Raw genomic sequence first — 24011 nt, forward strand, 5'->3', positions numbered from 1 at the left:
GCGAACCGCGTCGCCTGACTGATAGTGGGAGAGTGCTTGTCGCTGACCCGGGGAGATACCTGTGACGACCGTCGGTTTTATCGGACTCGGCACGATCGGTCAGCCGATGGCGCTGAACCTCGCCCGGGCAGTTCCGGAGCTCGTGGTCTGGAATCGGACGACGACCCGATCGGAGCCGCTGCGTGCGGCGGGGGCGCGGGTCGCCGCCACGTCCGCTGAGGTCTTCGTGCTGGCTCAGGTCGTCATCCTCATGCTCGCCGACGCGGCCGCGGCCGACCAGGTGCTCGACGGTGCCCACCTCGACGGCCGCACGGTGGTGCACATGGGAACCATCTCACCGGCTGACTCGCTGCGGCTGGACGCGACGGTCCGCGCCGGCGGGGGCGCCTATGTCGAGGCACCGGTGTCCGGCTCCCGCGTGCCGGCCGAGAGGGGCGAGTTGATCGCGATGCTGGCCGGGGAGACCGACGTCGTGGAGAACGTCCGCCCGTTGCTCGCTCCGATGTGCCGCGAGACGCATGTCTGCGGGCCCGTCCCGGACGCCCTGACCATGAAGCTCGCGACGAACATCTTCATGCTCAGCACCGTGGTCGGTCTGGTCGAAGCCTTCCACTTCGCGGCCCGCAACGGTCTGGACCTGACGACGCTGCGCGCCATCGCCGACAGCGGCCAGATGGCCAGCAGCATCTCCCGGGTGAAGTCGGCGAAGCTCCTCGATCGTGACTTCAGCCTGCAGGCCGGCGCCGCCGATGTCCTGAAGAACATCCGGCTGATGTCGGACGCGGCCCGGGCCGCCGGTGCCAGCGGACCCCTGACCGAGACGATGCACCGTCTCCTCGAGGAAACGGTGGCGGCCGGTCACGGCACCGAGGACTTCATCGCGCTGCTGCACGTCCTGGAAGCGCCCCGCACCTGACGGCCCGGAGCGTGCTGAGCCCGCCGGGCTTCGCCGGCCGAGAAACGTCGCGAGCCCCTCAGATCGGGAGAACCAGCGTGAAGGTCGAGCCGTGCCCGGGTTCGCTCGTCGCGGTCAGTTCGCCGCCGTGGGCGTGGGCCAGCTGGCGGGAGATCGCCAGGCCCAGGCCGCTGCCGCCGGTCGCCCGGGTGCGTGACGTGTCGGCCCGCCAGAACCGGTCGAAGACCTTGGCCAGGTCCGCCGGCGCGATCCCGCTCCCGGTGTCGGTCACCGCGATCTCCAGCTGGGCCGGGCGCACCTCCAGGCGCACCGTGACCCGGCCGCCGGGCGGGGTGTGGCGCACCGCGTTCGAGAGCAGGTTGCCGACGATCTGGCGCAGGCGCACCGGGTCGACGCTCACCTCCGGGTCGGCGGCGGCCTCCAACACCACCCGCACGCCGCCCTGGTGCACGCCGACGAGCTGCTCCAGCAGGTCGCGGACGTAGATCGGCTCGCGGTGCACCCGCAGGCTCCCGGCGTCGGCGGCGGCCAGGTCACCCAGGTCGTCGACGACGTGGTGCAGCAGGATCGATTCCTCGACGAGCACCTCCAGCACCTCCGCGTCGACGGTGATCACGCCGTCGCGGGCGCTCTCCAGCCAGGCCCGGATGTTCGTCAGCGGCGTGCGGAGCTCGTGCGCGATGTCGCTGACCATTTCGGTGCGCTGTCGCTCCACGGCCTGCCGCCGGGCGGCCAGGTCGTTGAACGCGGCGGCGAGGTAGCCGATCTCGTCCCGGGTGGTCACCGGCACCGGGTGCCGCGCGTCGCGCCGGGCGGCGTCGGTGAGCAGCCGCAACGGGCGGACGAGACGTCGGCCGACCAGGATCGTGGCGGCGGCGGCCACCACGAACACCAGCGTCGTGGTGCCGGCGATGCGCAGCACGTTGCGCCGCGAGAGCGTCACGCCCGGTTCGGGTTCGGGTGCGGCGGGGCCGGTGACGAACACCAACGCGATCGGCGCCACCCAGGGCCGCAACTGCGCGCGTCGCTCGGCGTCCAGACAGCTCTGCAGTTGGGCTCCGGAGCCGTAGGCGACGGCGAACAGCGGCGTGATGAACAGCTTCTGCTCACCGGCGCAGACCGCGACCCGCTCGGTCAGTTCGGCCAGCGGCGCGCGCTCCGCCCCCACCGGCTGGTCGAGCGCCCAGCTCTCGCAGAACTCCTCCCTCCGACCGTCGGCCGGCTGCACGACCGGCCGGCCGCTCGGGGTGCGGACCGTCTCCGCCGGATAGCCCACCTTCGCCAGGCAGGCCACCTGGTCGGCGGCGATCCGGTCCAGGGCGGACCGGTCGCTCGCGCCGAGCCGGTAGGGGCCGACGGCGCGCGGGTCGATGAGGCCGCCGTCGGAGTTCAACGGATCCACGGCGGCGGTCGGCACCGAGGACACCGCGACCGCGGTGATCGCGTCGGCCGGCGCGGCGGCGATCGGCCGGCGGTCCGGCGTCGTGAGCGCGATCCGGCGCCCGGTGCGCTCGGCCAGCGTGCGGAGCACCCCGTCGACGCCCGCCCACGTGCGGTGGGTGGCCGCGTACCCGATCAACGCGTCGTAGATGTCGGTGTCGGCGGTGAGCGCGCGGCTCGGCTCCGGCACGACCGCGCGCCGGGTCAGCTCGGTGGTCAGCCAGGCGGTCGCGGCCACCGCGCACACCGCGATCAGCATCGACGTCGCCACCAGCCGGATCAGCAGGCTGCGGTGGAGCGGCACGGTCGGGCTCACGGCGGCCCCGGGTCGATCAGTTTGTAGCCGGCGCTGTAGACGGTGACCAGGTAGCGGGGGCGCCGCGGGTTCGGCTCGATCTTGCGCCGGAGGTTGGAGATGTGGGTGTCGATGGTGCGCTCGGTGGAGTCGCGGCCGTACCCGTTCGTGTGTTCCATCAGGTTCGCCCGGGTGAAGACGCGTTCCGGTTGACGCATCAACGCGGTCAGGATCGCGAACTCCCCCGGCGTGCAGTCGACGGCACGCCCGTGGACGGTGAACGCGCGCCGGGCCACGTCGATCGCGAACGGCCCGAACCGGTCCGGTGCCGGCGCGGCCCGGCGCAGCAGCGCGTGGATCCGGGCCAGCAGTTCACGCGGCCGGTACGGCTTGGTCAGGTAGTCGTCGGCCCCGCGGTCCAGGCCGGTGAGCAGGTCGTCCTCGCTGGTGCGCGCGGTCAGCATCAGTACCGGCACGTCGGACTCGCGGCGCAGCACCGAACACACGGTCAGGCCGTCCAGTTCCGGCATCATCACGTCCAGCACCACCAGGTCCGGTCGCCGGCGCCGGAACTGCTCCAGCGCGGCCCGGCCGTCGTGCGTGATCGTGGTGCGATAGCCGGCGGACTCCAGGTAACGACGAAGGATCTCCGCGTGGTTCCGGTCGTCCTCGGCCACCAGTAGGTGGGTCGGCACAGCGCGACTGTAAGCGGCCCGCACAACTTCCTGACATTCGCTCGTCAGCATCCGCAGCATGGTCCGGCGAATCGTGTTCCTGTGTGTGGTGGCGCTCGTCGTGGGTCTGGCTGTCGCCTACGACTCGGTCGAGCTGCCGCCGATCCTGCCCGCCCCGCAGGCCACGACCGTCACGTACGCCGACGGCAGCGGCCCGGTGGCGGTGTTCGCGTCGGAGAACCGCCGCAACGTCCGCCTCGACGAGGTGCCGCCGATCGTCCGGGACGCCGTCCTGGCCGCCGAGGACGCCGGGTTCCGCACGAACGACGAAGGGGTGTCGGTCACCGGCATCGCGCGTGCCGTCGTCGGCCTGGTCACCGGGGACCGGAGCGCCGGGGGCGGCTCGACGATCACCCAGCAGTACGTCCGCAACGCGCTGGACCTCACCCGCGACCGCAGCGTCACCCGCAAGGCGAAGGAGCTCGTGCTCGCCCGCAAGCTGGCCGGGTCGATGTCGAAGGACGAGATCCTGGAGGGCTACCTCAACACGATCTACTTCGGCCGGCGGGCGTTCGGGGTGCAGGCCGCCGCCACGGCCTACTTCGGGGTCGACGCCGCGGACCTGAGCCTCGAACAGGGCGCGGTACTGGCCGCGGCGATCAAGGACCCGACGAACTTCGATCCGCGCATCAAGCCCGACAGCGCCCGCGGCCGCTGGAACTACGTGCTGGACCAGATGGTGCGCAGCAAGTTCCTCGGCGCCGGCGAACGCGCCGCGCTCACCTACCCGTCCACGCTGCCGCGTTCGACGTCGGGCGGCACGCTGCGCGCCGGGTGGCAGGGTGTGCTCGGGGCGCGGATCGAACAGGAACTGCGCCGGATCCTGCCCGAGCGGGCGCTCTACACCGGCGGCTACACGGTGACGACGACGCTCGACGCCGCGCTCCAGCGCCGGACCGCGACCGCGGCGCGGACCCGGGGCCGGGGTCAGGACCGGCGGATCAGCTCCGCCGTGGTCTCGATCGCCCTCGGCAGCGGCCAGGTGCGCGCCTACTACGCCGGCGAGGCCGGCTACGGCAACTTCGACCCGGCGAAGGCCGCGCACCCGGCCGGGGCCACGTTCAAGCCGTTCGTCGTGGCGACGTCGGTCGAGTACGGCGGCCCGCTCGCCTACCCCGGCCCGGACAACTTCGGGGCCTACCTGGAGACGACGAAGTTCGACGCGGAGGCGGTCGCCCGGTTCGCCCGGGACGCGGGGATCACCGCGATCAGCGGCGCGCCCCCGCTCACCCGGACCGCGCTCGAGAGCATCCGCGCCGGCCACCCCGCGGTGTCGGTGTTCGACCAGGCCACGGCCTACGCGACGCTGGCCGATCGGGGCGTCGCCCACCGCCCGTACCTGATCGGGAAGGTGACGGCACCGGACGGCACGGTGGTGTGGCACCACGATCCCGAGCCCGGAACGGGCCGGCCGGTGCTCGACGAGCGGGCGCTCACGCTCACCGGGGCGCTGCTGTCGAAGGCCTACGGGGACGGATCGGACCTGGCCGCCCAACCGGGCCTCGCCGACGGCAACACCGACGCGTGGCGGTGCGGCTGGCGCTCCGACGTGGCCACGGCGGTGTGGGTGGGCGGCACCGGCGACGCGTTCGCCCTCCCGAAGCGCAGCCGCTTCCTCGCCGACCAGATCTTCGCCGACGTGATGGGCTCCCACAGCCGCGCCGACGAGGACGAGGCCACCGACCGGGACGCCAAGACCCGAGCCGCCGAGGACGCCCGCACGAACTCCCGATGATCTCAGGGCCGGCGCCGCGCCGACTCCAGGCGGTGGAACGCCGAGCACAACGCGATCAGCACGGCCGCGAACACCGGCAGCCAGAGCAGCCGGTGCACCGGCCACCACCCGCTGGGCTCGTCGAGCAGGCCGGGAAGCCGGCCCACGAGCAGACCGCCGAAGCTCGTCAGCAGCAGCGCGCTCTGGTGCCAGCAGAACACGGTCATCGCGAACACGTTGAGCAGCACCACCGGGGCCCACACCGGCGGGCGACGCAGCCACCCGGCCAACCGGCCCCGGATCAGCAGGAAGAGACCGATCTGGACCGCGGCGAGAGCCAGCGCGAAGAGCGACGGCGGGTCGAGGTTGGACCGGCCCGCGCCCGGAACACCGACGGCGCTGGCCGGGTAGCCCAGCCCGAGGACGAGCGCCGCCATCGCGGTCGCCCCGGCCGCGGCCAGCACGGCCCCGGCCCGGCGGGGCAGCACACCCTCGGCGAGCGCGATCCCCAGCACGTAGGGCACCGCCCAGCCCACCGGCGTCGTTCCGCTGCCCAGGTGGAGCAGGTCGCCGAGCGCGACGAGGGCCACCAGTGGCGCCGCCGTCCACGTCCGGTGGCGCAGCACCGCGGCGCGCAGGAGCGGCGTGAGGGCGGTCAGCAGCAGGAAGACCAGCAGGAACCACAGCGGATGCGTGACCAGCGACCGGACGACGTGCCGGGTGCTCTCCGGCGCCCCGATCACGCGGAGCAGCAGCATCGCCGGTAACCACACCGCGGCCAGCACCACGACCGGCCGTCCGAGCCGGACGAACCGCGTGCCGAACCACGGCCGGAACGCTCGGCCGCGGATGCTGCGGGCGGCCGCGTAGCCGCCCGCGAAGAAGAACGGGCCGAGCGTCTCGAACAGCCAGGTCGCCGGCGCCAGCGCCGGGGTCTCGCCCAGCGGGCTCGCGCCGTGGACGTCGGCCGGTTGCGCGGGGTCGCTGACCAGGGCGGAGACCAGCCAGTGACCGAGGACGACACCGAGGATCGCGACCGCGCGCAGCGCGTCGATCGTGCGGTCCCGGTGCGCCGGGGTGGCCGCGGCGATCCGGTCGGCACCGGCCCAGCGGGTGACGCCGCTCCGGCCCGGCCCGCCGCTCAGACGAAGGCGCGCAGCGCCGCTCATGCCCGGCCCGTCGCGATCCGGGCCAGGGCGGCCAGGGAGTCGGTGCCCGGCGCGAGGTAGTGGTCGTGGTCCGCGACGTCCGCGGTGGGGAAGATCCGGGCGCCGAACGCGGGGTCGGCCGGGTTCCGGACGTGCCCCAGCCCGAGCGCCCGGCCACCGGGCACCCAGCGGATCCAGTCCCCCGCGCTCTGCCCGGCCCAGACCCGCGCGGTCGTGCCCAGGTCAGCGGCCGTGCGCACGTCCAGGCCGGGGCTGCCGAACACCGCGATGTCGGTCACCGCGCGGGGCAGCCGCGCGGCGGCCCGGCCGATCACCGTCGACCCGTAGCTGTGCCCTAGCAGCGTGACCGTCGCGCCCGGGTGGGCAGCGACCAACCCGGTCACGAACGCGGTCAGCGCGTCGGCGCCCGCGATCGCCCGGTCGTCCCCGGCGGCCTCCCGGAGCGTCTGCGGGGTGTCGTAGCCGAGCCAGGCGATCACCGCGTCGCGCTCCCCTCCCATCGCCCGGTACAGGTCGGCGGCCTGCACCGACGGCGACCGGTACCGCGCACCGCCCACACCGCGCCAGCAGTTGGCCAGCCGGGTGCGCATGCCGGGCACCAGGACCGCGATCCGCCGGGCCGCCGACAGGTCCCCGAACACCTGCACGACCCGGCCGCGCCCACCCGGATCGAGCAGCAGGTAGTTCCCCGCCGGATATCCGTGCCGCGAGACGGCGGCACCGGCCGGGGACGACGCGGAGAGCGCGGCCGGTGCCACCAGCAGGATGCCGATCGCGGGCACCGCGACGACCGTGAGGACGGCGAGCGCGGTACGCAGGCCACGCCGGACGACGTTCGTGTTCATGGGGGCCACGGTCGCGAACCGGCGTGCCCACCCGCATCGGCCCGGCGAGTGCACCGGGGCGGCGGCACGCGTCCCACGGGCGTACGCCCGCCGGCCGATGCCGGGGCTCTACCAGCGTAAATATCATCGACGCATGCTCGAACCCGTCGCGCTCGTCATCGCGGTGCCGCTGCTGCTCGCGCTGTCGCTGAGCCGGAACCCGCTGCCGGTGCTGGTGCTGGCCCTGTCCGGCGGCGCCGTGGGCATCGTGCTCCTCGACCAATGGTCCTCGGGCCCGCTGGCCGCGGTGGTGTGTTTCCTGGCCGCCGACCTCGCGATCGGGCGACTGGCCGCGGTGGCGTCCGCGCGCCGGTCCGCGGCGGCCGCGATCGTCGCCGTGGCGGTGCAGCTGGGCGTCACGGCGATCGCGCCGCTTCCCGGCGTCGTCGAAGTGTCGGTCATCGAGATCCTGGCGGTGGTCACCGCGTGGGTGATCGGCCACTCGGTCCGGCAGCGACGGCGGTTCGCCGCCACCGCCCGAGAGCAGGCGACCGCGCGTGCCGTCCAGGACGAACGCCTGCGTATCGCCCGCGAACTGCACGATCTGATCGGGCACACGATCGGGGTGATCGCGGTCCAGGCCGGGATGGGGCGTCGGGTGATCGACACCCAGCCCGCCGAGGCACGCAACGCACTCGCCACCATCGAGGACGTCAGCCGCGACACCGCCGCGGCGGTCGACCGGATGCTGCGGACGCTGCGCCGCGCGGATCCGGACGCCGGGTCGGCACCGCTGGATCCGGCGCCGGGCCTGGCCGATCTCGACACCCTGGTCACCCGGGCCGCGCACGCGGGCGTCCGCGTCGACCTGCGCCGGGACGGTGATCGCGGGCCGCTCCCGCCCGACCTCGACCTCTCCGCCTACCGCATCATCCAGGAGGCGGTCACCAACGTGGGCAGGCACTCGGGCGCGGACCACTGCGACGTGCTCGTGCGTCGCACCGGGGACGGGCTGACGATCGAGGTCACCGACGACGGCCGGGGCGGTGAACCGGTGTTCGGCCACGGCCTGACCGGCATGCGTGAACGGGTCAGCCTCCTCGGCGGCGGGTTCAGCGCCGGGCCGGGGCCGGAGGGCGGCTTCCGGGTCGTCGCCCACCTGCCGTTCGCCGACGCCACGACCGAGCGCGTCACGGCCCGATGAGCGTCCGGGTGGTGCTCGCCGACGACCAGCCGCTGATCCGCAACGGGCTGCGTGTTCTCATCCACGACGCCGACGACCTGACCGTCGTCGGCGAGGCCTCCACCGGGGCCGAGGCGGTGCAGCTGGCCCGGGAACAGCAGCCCGACGTGGTCGTGATGGACATCCGGATGCCGGTCATGGACGGCATCGAGGCCACCCGGCACATCCTGGCCGACGCCGGGCCGGTCCGGGTGCTGATCCTGACGACGTTCGACGACGACGAGTACGTGTACGCCGCGCTCCGCGCCGGGGCCAGCGGATTCCTGGTCAAACACATGGCTCTGGACGACATCCTGAACGCCGTCCGTGTCGTCGCGGCCGGGGACGCCCTGATCGCTCCGAGCGTCACCCGCCGGCTGATCGAACAGTTCGCCGGCCAGGTTCCGGCGCCGCCCCCGCTGCGATCCTCGGACGGCATCACCGACCGCGAACGCGAGGTGCTCACGCTGATCGGGCGGGGGCGCACCAACTCCGAGATCGCCGCCGAGCTGTACATCAGCCCCGCCACCGCGAAGTCCCACGTCGCGCGGCTCCTGACGAAACTGGGCGCGCGCGACCGCATCCACCTGGTGATCCTCGCCTACGAGATGGGCCTGGTCTCCCCCCACTGACCGCTCAGACCATGCCCTGCGTGTCGACCAGCAGGTACTCCGACGAGTCCGGCTTCATCCAGCCGACCATCGGCGTCCCGCCGCCCTCGCCGACGATCCCGATCGACTGCCAGGCCGGGCCCTGCTCGCCGGCGGCGGCCGGCAGCGTCAGCGTCTTCGTCGTCCGCAGGTCGTAGACGGTCCGGCCGGAGACGAACAGGAACCGATCCCGGACGATGCCGACGACCGGCGCGCCGCTCGCGAGCGTGCGGGCCTGCGAGCCGTCGCGCCGGGCGACGACGAGCCGGCCATCCTGCCGCCCGACGCACCAGGAGAGCGAACAGTCGACGTCGGTCCAGTCGGCCGGCAGCCGAGCGGACCGGACCTGCCCGGTGCCGACCTCGCGGATCGTCCGGTGACCGGGGGTGCGTGCGTCGCTGAGCCACGGCCACTGCAGCACGGTCGCTCCGGTCGCGTCCGGCACCGTGCGGACCCGGTTCTCCCCGATGCGTACCGTGCGGACCACGCTCGCGGCCTGGCCCTTCTCTTTCTTCAGCGCCGGGGTGACGACGAGCGTGTCGCCGTCGATCAACACCCGGACCGCGCTCAGGTCGACCCCACCCGACGTACTGATCGGTGCGCTCAGCGCCTTGCGCGCCTTCCCACCGGAGACCGGCGCGTACCAGAGGTACACCGGGGTGTCGGGCTCGGCCCCGGTCGGCTGGCTGATCCAGGCGATCCAGCGGGCCTCCCCCGCGTCGACCTGCTGCCCGACGACCACGACCCAGTCGCCGGCCGGGCTGACCGGCCGGGCGTCACCGGTCGCCGGGTTCAGCACCCACAGGTGCGAGATGCCGGGTTCGTCACCGACCGGCGTGACGAGCAGCTGGCCGTCGGGAAGCACCCGGTCGACGTTGAACGGGTTCGACCGTCCGTTGATCGGGATCATGGCCGGAACGGTCCGGACCGCGTCCGGCCAGACGTCGGCGATCGGAGCGCCGTCCTCGTAGTCGGAGTGGACGATGCGCACCGGCGGGGCGATCGGACGCAGGTCGTCGCCCCTGGAGACGAGCTCGCGCACGGTGACGACGGCCGCCAGGACGATCAGCACGCTGATCGCGGCCGCGAGCGCCAGCACCCGCCCCCGGGAGAGCCCGGCCCGGCGGGCGTGTTCGCGGAGCAGCGCCTCACCGGCGCCGGGCGCGGGTTCGGGGGCGTCGTCGGCGGCTCGGCGGAGGACCTCGGCGAGGGAGGCTTCGACGGCGTCAGGCACGGTTGCTCCTCTCGGTGTCGACGACGCTGAGCGCGGCGATCCGGTCGTCGGTCAGGTGGCTGCGTAACCGGCGCAGGGCGCGGACGGCCTGGCTGCGGACGGTGACCTCGGCGATGCCGAGGATCTCCGCGATCTCGTCGTCGCCGAGGCCCTCGTAGTAGCGCAGGACGATCACGGCGCGTTGCCGTCGGCCGAGCACCTCCAGGGCCCGCCAGAGGCCGGTGTCGTCCTCCACCCGGCGCAGGGCGGGATCCAGCGCGGTGCGGTCGGGCACCAGAGCGGTGAGCTGCTCGCCGCGTCGGCGCCTCCACCAGCTGATGTGCAGCCGGGACATCGTGACGCGGGCGTAGGCCTCGGGGTGTTCCCGGCCCTTGCCGCGGGCCCAGGCGCTCCGGAGCCGGAGCAGCGCCTCCTGGACCAGGTCGGCGGCGGTGTGCGGTTCGCCGGCGAGCACGTAGCCGTAGCGCAGGAGCGCTCGGCTGCGCGCGGTGACGAACCGCACGAATTCCTCGTCGTCGGCGTCCCGGTCCATGGCCTCATCCCCGTCGAGCTGTCGTCCTGTTCGCTCCCCTGAACGCCGTCGGACGCCGCCCTGTTGCACCTCGCTCGTGGATCACGTGATCGCCGGGCCGGGACCGGGTCCGCCGTCCAGCCATCCGTGGCGTGCGGCGTGGCGGCGGATCGTCGCGACGACGTCGGCGATGACGGGTGACCGCTCCGTCGTGGGCCAGAGCACGGAGAACTCCGCCGGGATGGACGGGGCGACGACGTCGCGGTGGGTGACGCCGGTGCCGGCCTTCGCCGCGTGCTCCGTGAACGACGCGGGCGCCAGGCCGACCTCGCGTCCGGCGGCGAGCCGCGAGAGCATGGCGCTGACGGGGGGCTCGTCGAAGACGCAGAGCCGCGGCGTGAAGCCGGCCTGCCGGCAGGCGGCGACGATGCCGTCGTAGTACGCCGGGGCGAGGTGCCGGGGGAACAGCAGCAGGGTCTCGTCGCGGAGGTCCGCCAGCGGGATCTCCGCCGCGGCGGCCAGCCGATGACCGACACCGACGATCGCGGCGACGCGTTCCGCGCGGACGAGCTCGACGGCCACTCCGTCCGGGGTCGGCGGCGAGAGCGCGAGACCGAGGTCCAGGTCGCCGGCGTGAAGCCGTTCGGGGATCTCGGCGCTGAACAGCTCGCGCGCGTCGACGGTGAGGCCGGGGTGGTCCTCCGCGATCGCCGCCAGGAGCGCGGTGAGCGTGCCGAAGCTCGCGATCGGCGAATAGCCCAGCCGGATCGTCGCGGTCCTCCCCGACCCGGCCCGGCGGGTGAGTTCGACGGCGCGCTCCAGCGCGGTCAACGCGGCCGGCGCCTCCTGGGCCAGCGTCCGGCCGGCCGCGGTGAGCTGCACCCGGCGGCTCGACCGGACGAACAGCGGCGTGCCGAGCGTCTCTTCGAGCTTGCGGATCTGATGGCTCAGCGACGGCTGCGAAATGTAGAGACGTGCGGCGGCCCGGCCGAAGTGGAGCTCGTCGGCCACGGCCAGGAAATAGCGCAGAACACGCGGGCTGATATCGATAGACAAAGGCTATCGTCCGACGTGCAAACCGGTCTTGGACGTCCGTCCGGCGCGCGGCTTACGGTCCTTCTCGTCGCGCGACGGGTTCGGTCCGGCGCGCCGGAACCGGCTGGGAGAGATGCGTGGACATCACCGTGATCGGGCGGGGCAACATCGGCGGCGGGCTGGCCGGGTTGTGGGAGCGGGCCGGGCACGAGGTGACCCGGCTCGGCCGCGGCGGCGGGGACGCTAGCGCCGCGGAGGCGGTGCTGGTCGCCGTCCCCGGCGACGCGGTGCCGGCGGCGCTGGCGTCGGTGACGGGACTGTCGGGCAAGACGGTCCTGGACGCCACCAACCTCTACGGCGAGGTGAAGCCCCCGGCCGGCTTCGCGTCGAACGCCGAGTACGTCAAGTCGGTGACCGGCGGACCGACCGCGAAGGTGTTCAACACCAACATCGCGGCGCTGTACGGGCGGATCGCCACCGCGCGGGCGAAGCCGAGCAATCTGTGGTCCGGCGACGAGGAGGCCCGGCGCGTGGTCGAGCAGCTCAGTATCGACGCCGGCTACGAGGCGGTCCGCCTGGGCGACCTGAGCCTGGCCGCGACCCAGGAGAGCCTCGCCCACGCCGTGGTAGCGATCGCCCAGAGCGACCTCGGCCCGTTCGTGTACCGCCTGGCCACACCCGAACAGCTCTGAGAACAGCGCCGCTAGTCCGGCTTCTTGGACCGCCGGCGCTGAATCACCCAGTTGACGAGCGCCAGCGCGAGCCCGACGAATCCCCCGATGATCGCCCCGCTGATCATGCGTGCCCCCTCCCCGCACGTACCTCGCCCCGTTCGGACGATCCCGGACACAGTGGAGTGCCGACATCCTGGATTCGGTCAGTTCTCGCCGTCGGTCGGTCCAGGGGGTGGCCGTGAACGGCCGGTTCGGGGCGTTGATCATCGCGCTGGGGTGGGTGCTCATATGTTGCGCGGCGCCGGTCGCCGGTGCGGTCACGACGGTCGCGGTCGGGGAGTCGATCGGTGACGACTCGGTGGGAGCGGTAGCGGGCGGCCTCAGCACCATGCCGCTGCTCGCGGTCGGCGTGCTCCTGGCGGTACGCGGGCGCCGGCGGCGGTGGATGCGCCGACGTCTGCGCACGCCGGCCCCGACGTCCGTGAGCGACCTGCCGGCGGGCCCGTTCGTCCTGTACCTCCGGTCGTTCGGCAGCGACGACGCGGCCGCCCGACCGAACGCCGCGCCGGTGTCCACGCTCTGGGTCCGGGGGCGGACGGAGGAAGAGGAGCTGGCGCGTGTCTTCGAACGAGCGGGACGGGTGGTCGCGGTCGCCCGTCCCGGCGAGGACGTTCCGCACGTCGGGGCGTACCGCTACGCGATCGCCGACGCCGACTGGCAGTTCGAGGTCAGGAGGCTGATGAGCGCGGCGCGGCTGGTCGTGCTGGCGCTCGGCTCCACCGCCGGACTCCGGTGGGAGCTGGAGCGCGCGTTCGAGTCGCTTCCGCCGGAGCGTCTGGTTCTGTTGATCCCGGGCGGCGAGCCGACCTACGAGGAGTTCCGCCGCACCGCTCCCGGGCCGGCGCGGACGGCCTATCCGCGGTATCCGACCGGCAAATCGATCACGTCCTCCTGGGTCAAGTCTGTTGTCCGGTTCGATCCCGACTGGAGTCCACAGGTCCAGCGAATCGACACGAAGTACCTGGTAGGCGTCAACAGCGCGCCGATCGAGTCGACGGTCGGGTACGCCGTCGGGCCCGTTCTCCACCGGATCGGGGCACCGGCGGCCGCGTTCGGGCTCACCGTCGTTCCACGCCGCCGGTGGGCGGTCCCGCGTCGGGTGGTGCCGGTCCTCCAAGTGGCGCTCTTCACGGTGCTCGTGGTGGGGTCCGTCGTGGTGCTCGGCGCCGTGCTGACGCTGGGTTGAGCCGCGAACCGCGAGTTCGTTCGGGACGAGAACGAGGTGACCGGCGAGCCGCCCCGCCTCATCGGCTGGCCCTGACGAGGTCGGCGAACGGAGCCGAGGCAGACCCGCGGCTCAGAACAGGCGAGCGTGGAGTCCGTCGAGGACGATGTCGAGCCCGTCGTCGAAACGGTCCTCGGTGAACTGGTGCCTCAAGTGGGCCAGTGAACGCAGGCTCTCCAGGCCGTGGCCGAGTACGGCGTCGCGCAGGTACTGATCGATCTGCGGGTGACCGGCGTACGGGGTCAGCACCCCGCGGGCGGGCGTGAGGGCGTAGCCGGACACGAAGTTCATCACGGTGCCGACCGCGAGGGTCACGTTCTCCGGGGCCAGCCTGGGGGTGATCCGCGGGTCGGTCAGGGCGTGCACGTGGCGGTCCCAGTGGCGTAGCTGTCCCGGGCCGGGCAGCGTTCCCGGCCGGCCCTGGGCGTGGACGAACCAGGGGTGGGCGCGGTGCAGCTCCAGGGTGTCGCAGCCGATCGACCGCAGCCGGGCCCGCCAGTCGTCGCCGACCGGTACGGGCTGCTCGGCGAGGACCCGGTCGACCATGAGCTCGACGAGCTGGTCCTTGGTGTCGACGTACCAGTAGAGCGACATCGCGGTGATGCCCAATTCGGCGGCGACGCGGCGCATCGACACCGCGTCGAGCCCGTCACGGTCGGCGAGCGCCACGCCGGCGGCCGCGAGGTCGTCCTGGGCGAACGCTTGGCCTTTCGCCGCCCGTGGCGTGCGCGCGGGACGCAGCCACACCGACCCGTGGGTGCGCTCGCCGGTGGTCATACCTGACGACTCTAGTGAGTGAGACCCGTCGGCCACCCGCTTTTCTCATACGGTGTATGGCTAAACTAGCTTCGTCATACACCGTATGGCAAGTAGTTGATCCCACCAATCGAGGATGTTCCATGAGCAGGTCCGCTCCGCCTCTGCACGCCGAGCGAATGACGTTCTTCAGCGACGCCGCGGCCGCGATCGCTCTCACGCTGCTGGTGCTTCCGCTGGTCGAGCTCGTGCCCGAGGCGGTCGAAAAGCACGAGTCCCCGCACGAGGTGATCACCGGAAACCTCGTGCCGTTCGGGAGCTTCGCGCTCAGCTTCTTCGTCATCTGGCGCATTTGGACGGTGCACCACCGGCTGTTCGACCGGGTCGATTCGATCGACACCCGCATCGTCCGGATCAACTCGTTATGGTTACTGTGCGTAGTGGTTCTGCCTTTCCCGGCCGAGATGGTCGGCGCGTACGGCGACGACCGACTCGTGATCTCGCTCTACATCGGGGTGCTCTTCGTCTCCAGCCTCACGCTCACCGCGCTGGCGCTCGCCCTGCGCCGGATCAACCCGGCGGAGTCCGCCCCCGACCGCACCGTCCTCGAGCAGCTGATCGGCAACGCCGTCGCCCTGGCTCTGGCGTTCCTGCTCACGCTGGTCGTCCCCGGCGCCGGCTACTGGCCGCTGCTGCTGCTCCTCGCCGACGGCCGCATCCTGACCCTCCTGCGCCGCAGGGGCGTACTGGCGTCCTGACGGACCGGCGCGCCCCCGCGCCCGCGGCCAGCGGCCGCACTGGTTTTGCACTGCCGCTCGCTAGCGTCCGGAGCTCGTTCGCGAGTGGGCCGGAGGTTCAGCATGGTGGAGATCGGCAGCCCGGGGCTCGGCGAGTTCCTGGCCGTCCGCGATCGGCTCCTAGCGATCGCACGCCACGTCGCGGGCGGGCTGGCCGACCCCGATGACATCGTGCAGGACGCGTGGATGTGTTGGCAGCGGGCGGACCGGGCCGTCGTCGTGGACCCGTCGGCCTTCCTGTGCCGGACCACCGCGCGACTGTCGGTGAGCGCGGTGCGATCCAGGCTGCGTCGACCGGTGGTCCCGGCCGGCCCGTGGCTCGAGCGGCTCGCGGGCCCGGAGGTCGATCCGGCTCGCCTCGCCGAACAGAGCGACGCGGTGCGGGCCGTGATCCGGCTGCTCACCGACGTCCTCGCGCCCCGGGACCAGGTCATCTACCTCCTGCGGGAGGCGTTCGGCTGGCCCTACCACCAGATCGCGTCGGCGGTCGGGCTGAGCGAGACGAATACCCGGCAGCACGCCCGGCGAGCCCGGCTCCGGCTCGCCGCCACCCCCGGGACGAACCGGCCCCCCACCGCGGCGGCAACGCACCGGGAACTGCTGAGCGCCTTCCTCGACGCGTCCCGGACCGGAGATCACGCGGCGCTCGTCGGTCTCGCCTCGACGGCGTGATGAGTCGTCGCGCCCGGCACCCGATCGTCACTGCCCGCGCACTGAGGATCCCTAGCGTCGCCGACATGACCGAGAACCAGCACGCGTCGAACGCCTTGACCGTCCTCCAGGAAGTCCGGCCGCCCTTCGTACCGCCGAATGCGGACGCCGTCACGTTCACCATCGAGTACCCCGCGGGGCATCCTGGTGCCGCGCCGCATCGCCACCCCGGCCCCGCCTTCGGATACGTCCTCGAAGGCGAGATGCGTTTCGAGATCGAAGGTGAGCCGGAACGCGTGGTCCGCGCCGGTGAAGCGTTCTGGGAGCCCGGCGGCGACACCATCCACTACCAGGACGGCAACCACAGCGACCGCGACCGCCTGCGGTTCCTGGTGACCCTGCTGTGTCCGCCCGGAGCCCCGATGCTGACCTTCGTCGACCCCGGCGAACTCGCGGCCCGGCGGAACCGGAGGGCACCGCGCCCCACCTGACGCGAGCCCGGCCACAATGGTCCGATGGTGTCCGGACCTCTCCACGGCCGCAGCAACGAGTTGGCGGTTCTGCGCACGCTCTTCGACGGAGCACGCCGCGGCGAGAGCGCGACCCTGGTGGTGCACGGCGAGGCCGGCATCGGGAAGACCGCCCTGGTGCGCTCGGCGCTGGCCCGTCTCGGGGACGGCGTGCGGGTCGAGCACGCGGTCGGCGTCGAATCGGAGATGGAGCTGCCGTACGCGGGGCTGCACCTCCTCCTCGTCGGCCTGCTCGACCGGGTCGGTGGTCTGCCGGAGCCCCAGCGCGACGCGTTGGAGGTGGCCCTCGGTCTGCGCTCCGGCCCGGCGCCGGGGCCCTTCCTGATCGGGCTCGCCGTCCTGGGTCTGCTGTCGGAAACGGCTGCTGACGGCCCGCTGTGTTGCGTGGTCGACGACGCCCAGTGGCTGGACGAGGCCTCCCGGACGGTGCTCGCGTTCGCCGCGCGCCGGCTGCAGTCCGAGGGTGTCGTGCTGCTGTTCGTGATGCGGACGGTCGACGCGCCGTTCACGCGGCTTCCCGAACTCACCCTGACCGGTCTGGCCGAACCGGACGCCGAGCGGCTGCTCGCCCAGCAACTGGTCGGACCGATCGACGACCGGATCCGGGCCCGGATCCTCGCGGAGGCCAAGGGCAACCCCCTCGCTCTGCGCGAACTCCCGCTCGTTCGCGCGCCGGCCGACCTGGCCGGCGGCTTCACGATGGGCGGCCCGGTATCGCTGGCCACCCGGATCGAGGACAGCCTGCTGAGCCGGCTCGACGGCCTGGCGCCGGACGCCCGCTCGGTGATGCTGCTCGCGGCGGCCGATCCGACCGGCGACGCCCAGTTGCTGCGTCGGGCGATGCGCTCGCTGGACGTCGACGCGGGGGCGGTCGAAGCCGTGGAACGCACCGGCGACCTCGTGATCGGCGAGCGGGTCGAGTTCCGTCACCCGCTCGTCCGGTCGGGTGTCTATCGCACCGCGCTGCCCGCCGACCGGCGTCGCGCGCACGCGACGCTCGCCTCGGCGACCATCGCCGAGCGGGATCCGGACCGCCGCGCCTGGCACCGGGGACACGCCGCGGTCGAGCCGGACGAGAGCGTGGCCGCCGAGCTCGAAGGATCCTCGGTGCGCGCCCGGGGGCGCGGTGGTGTCTCGGCCGCCGCCGCCTTCCTGGAACGCGCCGCCGCGCTGAGTCCCGATCCCGCTGGTCGCGCCCGCCGTCTGCTGGCCGCGGCGCAGGCCAAGCTCGACGCCGGCGCACCGGAGGCCGCTCAGGCGCTGCTCGACGACGTGCCCGGCCCCGCGCTCGATCACCGTGGGTCGGCGCTGGCCGCGCTCCTGCGGGCGCAGGCGGGTTTCGCACGGCGCCGCACCCCCGAGATCGCCCGCGACATCCTCGCCGCCGCCCGGCAGCTCGCGGGCGTGGATCCGGAACTCCGGCGCAACGCGCACTACAGCGCGCTGCGGGTGGCGATCGCTCAGGGTGGCCGCCCCGGCGACGGCGTGGACGACGGCCCCGGCGTCGACGGGTACCCCTGGCGGGACATCTGCCAGGAAGTCCTCGACGCCACCGATCCGCACTCGACCCACCCGGTCGACGTGTTGCTCCGCGGACAGGCGCTGATCGGGGTCGGCGCCCGCGCCCGGGCCGTACCGGTCCTGCACCGGGCCCTCGCCGGGCTGCTGACGGCTCCGGTCGACCTGATCCCGCCGCAGTCGATCGGCCTGGAAGCCATCTCGGCGGCCGACGTCTGGGACATGAGACTGCTCATGGCGCTGTGCGAGCGCCAGATCGCGGCCGCCCGGGCCGAAGGGCTGCTGACCGCGTTGCCGGTCATGCTGTCCTACGCCGGAGCGGCCTGCGCGAGCCTGGGCCGGCTCGACGACGCCGAACGCTTCACCGACGAGATCGCGGTGATCGGGGAGGCGATCGGCTACACGTTCCCTCCGCACGTCCGGGTGCAGCTCGCAGCCTGGCGCGGGGACACCGCCGAGGTCGCGCGGCACGCGGCGGTGCTCCGGCAGGGTGCCGCCGCCACCGGCGACGGTGCACCGCTCAGCACCGCCCACTACGCCGAGGCGATCCTGGCCAACGGACTCGGCCGGCACGAGGACGCCGTACGGGTGGGTTCGCTGGAGCTCGGGCACGTCCGGCAGGTGACGTTCACCTCGCGGATCGCGTTCGAGCTGGTCGAGGCCGCGGTGCGGGTCCGCGAGCGGGCGCTCGCCGATCGCGCGCTGACCGAGCTCACCGCCCTCACCGAGCCCGTCGGCGGCGACTGGGCGCTCGGCACCCTCGCCGCGGCCCGGGCCCTGACCGCCGGTCCGACGGACGCCGAGGAGCACCACCGCGAGGCGATCGATCGGTTGGGGTCGGCCGAGATGGTCATCTTCGAAGCCCGGGCCCGGCTGGCGTACGGCGAATGGTTGCGCCGGCAACGACGCCGGGTCGACGCTCGTGAGCAGCTCCGCGCCGCTCACGACGTGCTGTCGGGGCGCGGCGCGGCCGGGTTCGCGGCGCGGGCCGGACGGGAGCTCGAGGCGACCGGCGAGACGGCTCGCGTCCGCACGGAGGCCCCGTCCACCGCGCTGACCACGCAGGAGGCGAACGTGGCCCGGCTGGTAGCGGAGGGGCTGACGAACCGAGAAATTGCCACCCGGCTGTTCGTCAGCGACCGGACCGTGGAGTACCACCTGCGGAAGGTCTTCCTCAAGCGCGGCATCCGGTCGCGGAAGGAGCTGACCACCGCTCCGTCACTCGATCCGCACTGAGCCTTCCTAGCGTGTGGACGCACCCCACACGAAAGGGAGACGGTCATGAAGATTGTCGTCGTCGGAGGAGCGGGCCGGGTCGGCCGGGCTCTCGTCGCGAACGTGCGGGAGCACGGCCACGAGGTCGTGGTCGCGGACGTCACGACCGGTTTCGACACCATCGCCGGTACCGGTCTGGACGAGGCGCTGGACGGCGCGACCGCGACCGTCGACGTCACCAACTCGCCCGACATGGCGGAAGGGCCGGCCACGGAGTTCTTCCGGACCTCCGTCCGCAACCTGCTCGCGGCCGAGAGCAAGGCCGGTGTGCGGCACCACGTGCTGCTCTCCATCGTCGGCGTCGACCGCCCCCACGACCTGGGCTACTACCGGGCGAAGGTGGCGCAGGAACACGCGGTGCGCGACGGCGACGTGCCGTACACGATCGTGCGATCCACGCAGTTCTTCGATTTCCTCGCCCTGCTCGTCGGCGACGGCGCCCCGGGAGAGCCCGTGCGCTTGCCGGGCACCATGGTTCAGCCCATCGCCGTCCCCGACCTGGTGGACCTGCTGACGACGATCGTGTCGGAGCCGCCGGTCGAGGACGTCGTGGAGGTCGCCGGCCCGGAGGCGATGGGGCTCGACGAGTTCGCCCGGCGGCTGCTCGCGGCGCGGGGCGACGAACGCGCGGTCGTCACCGACCCGTCCGTGGCGCCCTTCTTCGGCGTGCCCCTCAGCGAACGGCTGCTGCTTCCCGGGTCCGGTGCCCGGCTGGGTCGCACCCGCCTGACGGACTGGGTCACCTCGTGAGTTCGGGCCGGCCGCGCCGGGTTCTGGTGGTCGGCCTCGGAATCTCCGGCATGGCCACCGCGATCCGGCTCCACGAGGCGGGGTGGGAGCCGGTGGTGGTCGAGCGCGCGCCGTCCCGCCGGACCGGTGGCTACTTCGTCGGGTTGTTCTCCGTGGGCAAGACGGCGGCGGCGCGGCTGGGCGTACTCGCACGCATGCACCTGCGTACCCCGCCCGACCACCACACCTGGACCGTGGACCGGGTCGGCCGCCGGCAGCACAGCGCGGGCTTCCTGGACCAGCCGGGGAACCCGGAAGGGGTGATGCGGGGCGACATCGAGGACGCCCTGTGGAAGCGGGTCGACGGCCGGATCGAGGTACGGTTCGCCACCGTGCCGGTCGCGGTGCGGCAGACGCCGGAGACCGTCGGCGTGACACTGCTCGACACCGCGGACGACCGGACCTACGAGGAGGAGTTCGACCTCGTGGTCGGGGCCGACGGGCTGCGATCGACCGTGCGCCGCCTGGTCTTCGGCGCCGACGCGACGTTCATGCGGTCCCTGCACGCCGTCGTCTGCGCGTTCTCCCTCGATCACCAGGTGCCCGGTTATCCCGACAGCGACCAGGTGATCCTGGCCCAACCCGGGCGATCCCTCTGGGTGTTCCCCTTCCGTGATCGCACTCCCACCGCGCTGTTCGCCTACCGGACGCGGAACGTCGACGCGGAATTCCGGAACGATCCCGTCACCACGCTCACCTCCCGGTTCGCCGGGCTGGACGGAGGGGGCATGGTCGCCTTCGCGCTGGAGCAACTGCGTCGGCAACCGGACCGCTTGTTCGACTCCGTGCACCAGGTGCGGATGCCCCGCTGGCACGACGGGCGAGTGGTTCTCCTGGGCGACGCGGCGTGGTGTCTCACGCTCTACTCGGGCATGGGCGCGAGCGCGGGGATGATCGGTGCGGTCGCGCTCGGCGACGAGCTCTCGGCGCGTCCGGACGACCTGCCCGCGGCGTTCGGCGCCTGGGAGAAACGGATGCGCCCGCTGGTCCGCAAGCATCAACTGCTCGCGTACGTGAAGGCGCAGTTCTTCGTGCCGTCGAACCCGTTCGCGGCCTGGATCCGCGGAAAAGTGGTCGCGGTGGTGACCCGTCGGTTGACCTCGGAAGCGTCGGCCGGGGTGAACCGCGGAGCTACCTGACCCCCGTGGTGCCGTCGCGCAGGAGCGCGGCCAGTTCGGAGCGCCGTCGGATGCCGAGCTTCGCGTAGGTGTTGGCCAGGTGGGTACCGACCGTGCGCGGCGACACGGCGATGCGTCCGGCGATGTCCTGGTTGGACAGTCCATCGCCGGCCAGCCGCGCCACCAGCCGTTCCTGTGGGGTCAACGTCGCCCGTTCGAGCTGATCGCCCCGCTCCGGGTCGGACGACGGTACGGTGCCGCCCGCCGCGCGCAGTTCCAGCGACGCACGAACCCGCCATGGCTCCGCGCCCGCCGCGGCGAAGACCGCCGACGCGGCGGCGAGACGAGAGCGGGCCCGGAGCTGGCGACGGCGCCGACGTAGCCACTCGCCGTGAGCCAGGCGGGTCCGCGCCCACTCCACCGGGAAGCGATCCTCCCCGGGAGTCGCGAGCGCCTCGTCGAACAGCGAGGCGTCGCCGGCGAGCGCGCGGGCCCGCAGCGTCAGGTGGCGCAGCAGGTCCGAGTCGAAGACCTCCGCGTCCGCGGCGATCCGCTCCACGACGTCCGCCACGGCGGAACTCCCGCCCACCCGGCTCGCGGCCTCGGCCAGGTCTCCGAGCGTGTGGCCGGCCCAGGTCCGGTGCCCGGCCACCTCGAGCAGCGCGTGCACGGCCTCCGCCGGTCGGCCCTGCACCAACGCGAGAGCGGCACGCGCCGACGCGACCTCGGTGAGCGTCGCCGGATGGGGCCGGGCCAGGTGGGTCAGCCGCGCGCTGCGAGCCAGTGACGCGACGGCGGCCGGGACGTCGCCCTGCCAGGCGTGCACCCGGGCCGCGATCGCGGCCGACGCGACCGCGGCCTCGGTCAGGTCGAGGCGCTCCGCCTGCGTACAAGCCTCCCGCGCCTCGGTCAGCGCCGGCGCGAACGCTCCGGTCAGGGCGAGCAGCGACGCGTGGCGGACCATCGACAGGCACTTCTCGAGCAGCGAGTTCTCGGTGTCGCAGGCCACGATGGCGGCGCGGTAGCACTGCTCGGCCTCCGGGACCATCCGGAGGGACTCGGCGGCACCGCCCAGGCCGACCATCTGATACGTGGTCGCGAGCTCCGCGACCCGTCCGCAGTGCCGCCGGACGAGCGGCATCAGTTCGCGGGCGTGCGTCCGCGGCGCGACGGCGGCCAGCGTGATGACCCGGAGGGGATCGTCGGCGGCGAGACCGAGCCGCACCGTGGCGCGCTCGATCCGGGCCGCCTCCCCGCCCGGGTCACCGGAGTTGTGGACGTCCATCGCGGCGACCAGCACGGCGAGCCCCCGGTGGGTCGGCGGCAGCTCGGGAAGAGAACGCAGTAGCTCGTCGACGCTCTGGCCGGGGACGTCGTTGAGCACCCGCGCGTAGTACTCCGGCAGGATCAGATCGGGAACGGCGGCCGGATGCTCGGCCAGCGATCGGGCCCGGCCGATCAGCACCGCCGCGTGCCGCCGGTGTCCCGCGCGCAGCGCCGCGTCGGCGGCCAGGCCCAGGCGGTGCGCCGCCGCGTCGCCCGCCGTGGAGAGCCGACCGGCCCACTCGTAGGCGGTCGCGGCCCTGGCCACGGCTCCGTTCCTCCTCGCCTGCTCACCGATGGCGTGCAGGCGCGCGGCCACGTGGTCGTCGCGGCCCAGGGTGGCCGCGGCGCGGTGCCAGACGACCCGGTCCGGGTCGGCGGTCAGGGTGTCGGCGAACGCGGTGTGCGCCCGTGACCGCTCGGCCGGCGACGCCGTGCCGTAGAGGACCGCGCGGGTGAGCGGATGGCCGAAGCGAGGCACGTCGCTCGCGGCGGTCACCACCCCCGACTGCTCGGCGGCCCGCAGGTCGGCCTCCGTCAGCTCGAGTTCGGCCGCCGCGCGCCAGAACTCGTCCGCGCCCCCGGGAGCGTCGGCGATGTCGCCGTCGTACGCCGCGAGGAGCACCAACAGGCGTGCCGTCCGCCGGGGAAGTCCGTGCCGGGCGATCCCGAAGTCCTGCTCCAGCCGGGCCGGGAAGTCGGCCAGGTCGTATCGGCACGTCCCCAGGGGTGCGCCGTGCTCCACCAGGTGCCGGGACCACTCGGCCAACGCGAGCGGATTCCCCTGCGCGAGCCCCAGTACGACGTCGCGGTCGACCGCGGAGAGCCGCGGAGCCACCGCCCCGACCAGGGTGCCCGCGGCGTCGGGCGGAAGCTCGGGGAGGTCCCGTCGCGGGAGCAGGCCGGTCGTCAGCGGGTCGGTCGAGCCCGCCGCGAAGACGACCACAGGCGTGTTCCCTCGATGCCGAAGCACGTACTCGACGACACGCAGGCTGTCGGGGTCGAGCGCGGGGAGGTCGTCCAGCACGAGCAGAACCGGAGCGCGGGAGGCCGCGCGGACGAGCAGACCGGACGCGGCCCGGCAGACCAGCGGGGAGTCGGGGCGTGGCCCGTCGGCGATCCCGAAGAGCACGTCCAGCGCGTCGCGCTCACCCTCGATCAGCCCGGCGAAGTCGGCCAGGAGCGGACGGAGCAGTTGATGGAGCCCGCTGTAGCGCAGCGTGTGCTCCCGGGGGGTGCCCTGGCATCGCAGCACGGTGAAGCCCCGCCGTTCGGCCAGGTGCGCGCCCGCGCGGAGCAGCGCGGTCTTTCCGATTCCTCTCGGCCCGCGGAGGACCAGTCCACGTCCGATGCCGTCCAACGACTCGTTCATCAAGGCCAGCTCGGCCTCGCGGCCGACCATCTCACCGAGCACTGTTCCTCCTGACCGCTCCACTGCCCTCGACGATGGCGCCGCTCGTAGGGACGTCGCGTCACCGGAGGACCCCGGCGTCGGTAGGGTTCGTTCGTGTTCGCATCCGTGGTCCCCCAGCCGACTTCCGGCGCTCGCAT

21 protein-coding genes are annotated in these 24011 nt (G+C 73.2%); 12 read left to right on the top strand and 9 right to left on the bottom strand.

The window, feature by feature from the left end:
• Positions 1-61 precede the first annotated feature (61 nt).
• On the top strand, positions 62-916 hold the full coding sequence (locus ABD437_RS01990) for an NAD(P)-dependent oxidoreductase (RefSeq protein WP_344646975.1): 855 nt from the start codon (positions 62-64) through the stop codon (positions 914-916).
• Between the two features lie 58 nt (positions 917-974).
• On the opposite strand, the gene ABD437_RS01995 is transcribed toward ABD437_RS01990, so the two are convergent.
• Both ABD437_RS01995 and ABD437_RS02000 read right to left on the bottom strand, forming a co-directional pair.
• Complete coding sequence (locus ABD437_RS01995) at positions 975-2672, bottom strand: sensor histidine kinase (protein ID WP_344646976.1); 1698 nt, start codon at positions 2670-2672, stop codon at positions 975-977.
• Entirely contained in the window at positions 2669-3346 is a 678-nt protein-coding gene (locus ABD437_RS02000) for a response regulator transcription factor (protein WP_344646977.1), read from the bottom strand. The genes ABD437_RS01995 and ABD437_RS02000 overlap by 4 nt, the downstream gene beginning before the upstream one ends.
• 58 nt (positions 3347-3404) lie before the next feature.
• Between ABD437_RS02000 and ABD437_RS02005 the strand changes: the two genes are divergently transcribed.
• Entirely contained in the window at positions 3405-5120 is a 1716-nt protein-coding gene (locus tag ABD437_RS02005) for a transglycosylase domain-containing protein (protein WP_344646978.1), read from the top strand.
• A gap of 2 nt (positions 5121-5122) precedes the next feature.
• On the opposite strand, the gene ABD437_RS02010 is transcribed toward ABD437_RS02005, so the two are convergent.
• Positions 5123-6268 (bottom strand): acyltransferase family protein, encoded by a 1146-nt coding sequence (locus tag ABD437_RS02010; RefSeq protein ID WP_344646979.1) that lies wholly within the window; start codon positions 6266-6268, stop codon positions 5123-5125.
• The gene (locus ABD437_RS02015; RefSeq protein WP_344646980.1) at positions 6265-7113 is read right to left on the bottom strand and encodes an alpha/beta hydrolase; all 849 of its coding nucleotides are present in this window, start codon (positions 7111-7113) and stop codon (positions 6265-6267) included. The genes ABD437_RS02010 and ABD437_RS02015 overlap by 4 nt, the downstream gene beginning before the upstream one ends.
• A 133-nt stretch (positions 7114-7246) precedes the next feature.
• Between ABD437_RS02015 and ABD437_RS02020 the strand changes: the two genes are divergently transcribed.
• The gene (locus tag ABD437_RS02020) at positions 7247-8296 is read left to right on the top strand and encodes a sensor histidine kinase (protein ID WP_344646981.1); all 1050 of its coding nucleotides are present in this window, start codon (positions 7247-7249) and stop codon (positions 8294-8296) included.
• A complete protein-coding gene (locus tag ABD437_RS02025) occupies positions 8293-8946 on the top strand; it encodes a response regulator (protein WP_344646982.1) in 654 nt (217 codons plus the stop codon). The genes ABD437_RS02020 and ABD437_RS02025 overlap by 4 nt, the downstream gene beginning before the upstream one ends.
• Before the next feature lie 4 nt (positions 8947-8950).
• Here ABD437_RS02025 and ABD437_RS02030 read toward each other — a convergent pair whose 3' ends face one another.
• The 3 genes from ABD437_RS02030 to ABD437_RS02040 form a co-directional block, all read right to left on the bottom strand.
• Positions 8951-10198 (bottom strand): hypothetical protein, encoded by a 1248-nt coding sequence (locus ABD437_RS02030; protein ID WP_344646983.1) that lies wholly within the window; start codon positions 10196-10198, stop codon positions 8951-8953.
• A complete protein-coding gene (locus tag ABD437_RS02035) occupies positions 10191-10730 on the bottom strand; it encodes a SigE family RNA polymerase sigma factor (protein ID WP_344646984.1) in 540 nt (179 codons plus the stop codon). Before ABD437_RS02035 ends, ABD437_RS02030 begins: the two co-directional genes overlap by 8 nt.
• A gap of 81 nt (positions 10731-10811) precedes the next feature.
• Positions 10812-11765 carry a LysR family transcriptional regulator gene (locus tag ABD437_RS02040; protein ID WP_344646985.1) on the bottom strand — a complete coding sequence of 318 codons (954 nt, stop codon included), beginning with the start codon at positions 11763-11765 and terminating at the stop codon, positions 10812-10814.
• Positions 11766-11881: 116 nt separating this feature from the next.
• On the opposite strand from ABD437_RS02040, the gene ABD437_RS02045 reads away from it, so the two are divergent.
• Positions 11882-12436, top strand: a complete 555-nt coding sequence (locus ABD437_RS02045; RefSeq protein ID WP_344646986.1) for an NADPH-dependent F420 reductase — start codon at positions 11882-11884, stop codon at positions 12434-12436.
• Between the two features lie 220 nt (positions 12437-12656).
• Positions 12657-13664, top strand: coding sequence for a hypothetical protein (locus ABD437_RS02050; protein ID WP_344646987.1), 1008 nt, complete (start codon positions 12657-12659; stop codon positions 13662-13664).
• Between the two features lie 111 nt (positions 13665-13775).
• Here ABD437_RS02050 and ABD437_RS02055 read toward each other — a convergent pair whose 3' ends face one another.
• Positions 13776-14480: a TetR/AcrR family transcriptional regulator gene (locus ABD437_RS02055; protein WP_344646988.1), complete on the bottom strand. Its 705-nt coding sequence runs from the start codon at positions 14478-14480 to the stop codon at positions 13776-13778.
• A 122-nt stretch (positions 14481-14602) separates the two neighbouring features.
• Between ABD437_RS02055 and ABD437_RS02060 the strand changes: the two genes are divergently transcribed.
• The 6 genes from ABD437_RS02060 (at position 14603) to ABD437_RS02085 (ending at position 21158) form a co-directional block, all read left to right on the top strand.
• On the top strand, positions 14603-15217 hold the full coding sequence (locus ABD437_RS02060) for a TMEM175 family protein (protein WP_344646989.1): 615 nt from the start codon (positions 14603-14605) through the stop codon (positions 15215-15217).
• A 102-nt stretch (positions 15218-15319) separates the two neighbouring features.
• The gene (locus ABD437_RS02065) at positions 15320-15928 is read left to right on the top strand and encodes a sigma factor-like helix-turn-helix DNA-binding protein (protein ID WP_344646990.1); all 609 of its coding nucleotides are present in this window, start codon (positions 15320-15322) and stop codon (positions 15926-15928) included.
• Positions 15929-15993: 65 nt separating this feature from the next.
• Positions 15994-16398, top strand: a complete 405-nt coding sequence (locus tag ABD437_RS02070; protein ID WP_344646991.1) for a cupin domain-containing protein — start codon at positions 15994-15996, stop codon at positions 16396-16398.
• 24 nt (positions 16399-16422) lie between these two features.
• The gene (locus ABD437_RS02075; protein ID WP_344646992.1) at positions 16423-19191 is read left to right on the top strand and encodes an ATP-binding protein; all 2769 of its coding nucleotides are present in this window, start codon (positions 16423-16425) and stop codon (positions 19189-19191) included.
• A 45-nt stretch (positions 19192-19236) separates the two neighbouring features.
• Entirely contained in the window at positions 19237-19980 is a 744-nt protein-coding gene (locus tag ABD437_RS02080) for an SDR family oxidoreductase (protein ID WP_344646993.1), read from the top strand.
• Positions 19977-21158 carry an FAD-dependent monooxygenase gene (locus tag ABD437_RS02085; RefSeq protein WP_344646994.1) on the top strand — a complete coding sequence of 394 codons (1182 nt, stop codon included), beginning with the start codon at positions 19977-19979 and terminating at the stop codon, positions 21156-21158. The genes ABD437_RS02080 and ABD437_RS02085 overlap by 4 nt, the downstream gene beginning before the upstream one ends.
• On the opposite strand, the gene ABD437_RS02090 is transcribed toward ABD437_RS02085, so the two are convergent.
• Complete coding sequence (locus tag ABD437_RS02090; protein WP_344646995.1) at positions 21151-23874, bottom strand: AAA family ATPase; 2724 nt, start codon at positions 23872-23874, stop codon at positions 21151-21153. The genes ABD437_RS02085 and ABD437_RS02090 overlap by 8 nt on opposite strands.
• Between the last annotated feature and the right edge of the window lie 137 nt (positions 23875-24011).

Source organism: Cryptosporangium japonicum (assembly GCF_039524755.1).
Lineage (GTDB): Bacteria > Actinomycetota > Actinomycetes > Mycobacteriales > Cryptosporangiaceae > Cryptosporangium > Cryptosporangium japonicum.

What these genes read in the sequence shown, in the direction of transcription:
- ABD437_RS02080 (WP_344646993.1), top strand. Translation starts at nt 19,237, where the DNA reads ATGAAGATTGTCGTCGTCGGAGGAGCGGGCCGGGTCGGCCGGGCTCTC.
- ABD437_RS02010 (WP_344646979.1), bottom strand. Translation starts at nt 6,268, where the DNA reads ATGAGCGGCGCTGCGCGCCTTCGTCTGAGCGGCGGGCCGGGCCGGAGC.
- ABD437_RS02060 (WP_344646989.1), top strand. Translation starts at nt 14,603, where the DNA reads ATGAGCAGGTCCGCTCCGCCTCTGCACGCCGAGCGAATGACGTTCTTC.
- ABD437_RS02005 (WP_344646978.1), top strand. Translation starts at nt 3,405, where the DNA reads ATGGTCCGGCGAATCGTGTTCCTGTGTGTGGTGGCGCTCGTCGTGGGT.
- ABD437_RS02025 (WP_344646982.1), top strand. Translation starts at nt 8,293, where the DNA reads ATGAGCGTCCGGGTGGTGCTCGCCGACGACCAGCCGCTGATCCGCAAC.
- ABD437_RS02075 (WP_344646992.1), top strand. Translation starts at nt 16,423, where the DNA reads ATGGTGTCCGGACCTCTCCACGGCCGCAGCAACGAGTTGGCGGTTCTG.
- ABD437_RS02065 (WP_344646990.1), top strand. Translation starts at nt 15,320, where the DNA reads ATGGTGGAGATCGGCAGCCCGGGGCTCGGCGAGTTCCTGGCCGTCCGC.
- ABD437_RS02020 (WP_344646981.1), top strand. Translation starts at nt 7,247, where the DNA reads ATGCTCGAACCCGTCGCGCTCGTCATCGCGGTGCCGCTGCTGCTCGCG.
- ABD437_RS02015 (WP_344646980.1), bottom strand. Translation starts at nt 7,113, where the DNA reads ATGAACACGAACGTCGTCCGGCGTGGCCTGCGTACCGCGCTCGCCGTC.
- ABD437_RS02055 (WP_344646988.1), bottom strand. Translation starts at nt 14,480, where the DNA reads ATGACCACCGGCGAGCGCACCCACGGGTCGGTGTGGCTGCGTCCCGCG.
- ABD437_RS02035 (WP_344646984.1), bottom strand. Translation starts at nt 10,730, where the DNA reads ATGGACCGGGACGCCGACGACGAGGAATTCGTGCGGTTCGTCACCGCG.
- ABD437_RS02070 (WP_344646991.1), top strand. Translation starts at nt 15,994, where the DNA reads ATGACCGAGAACCAGCACGCGTCGAACGCCTTGACCGTCCTCCAGGAA.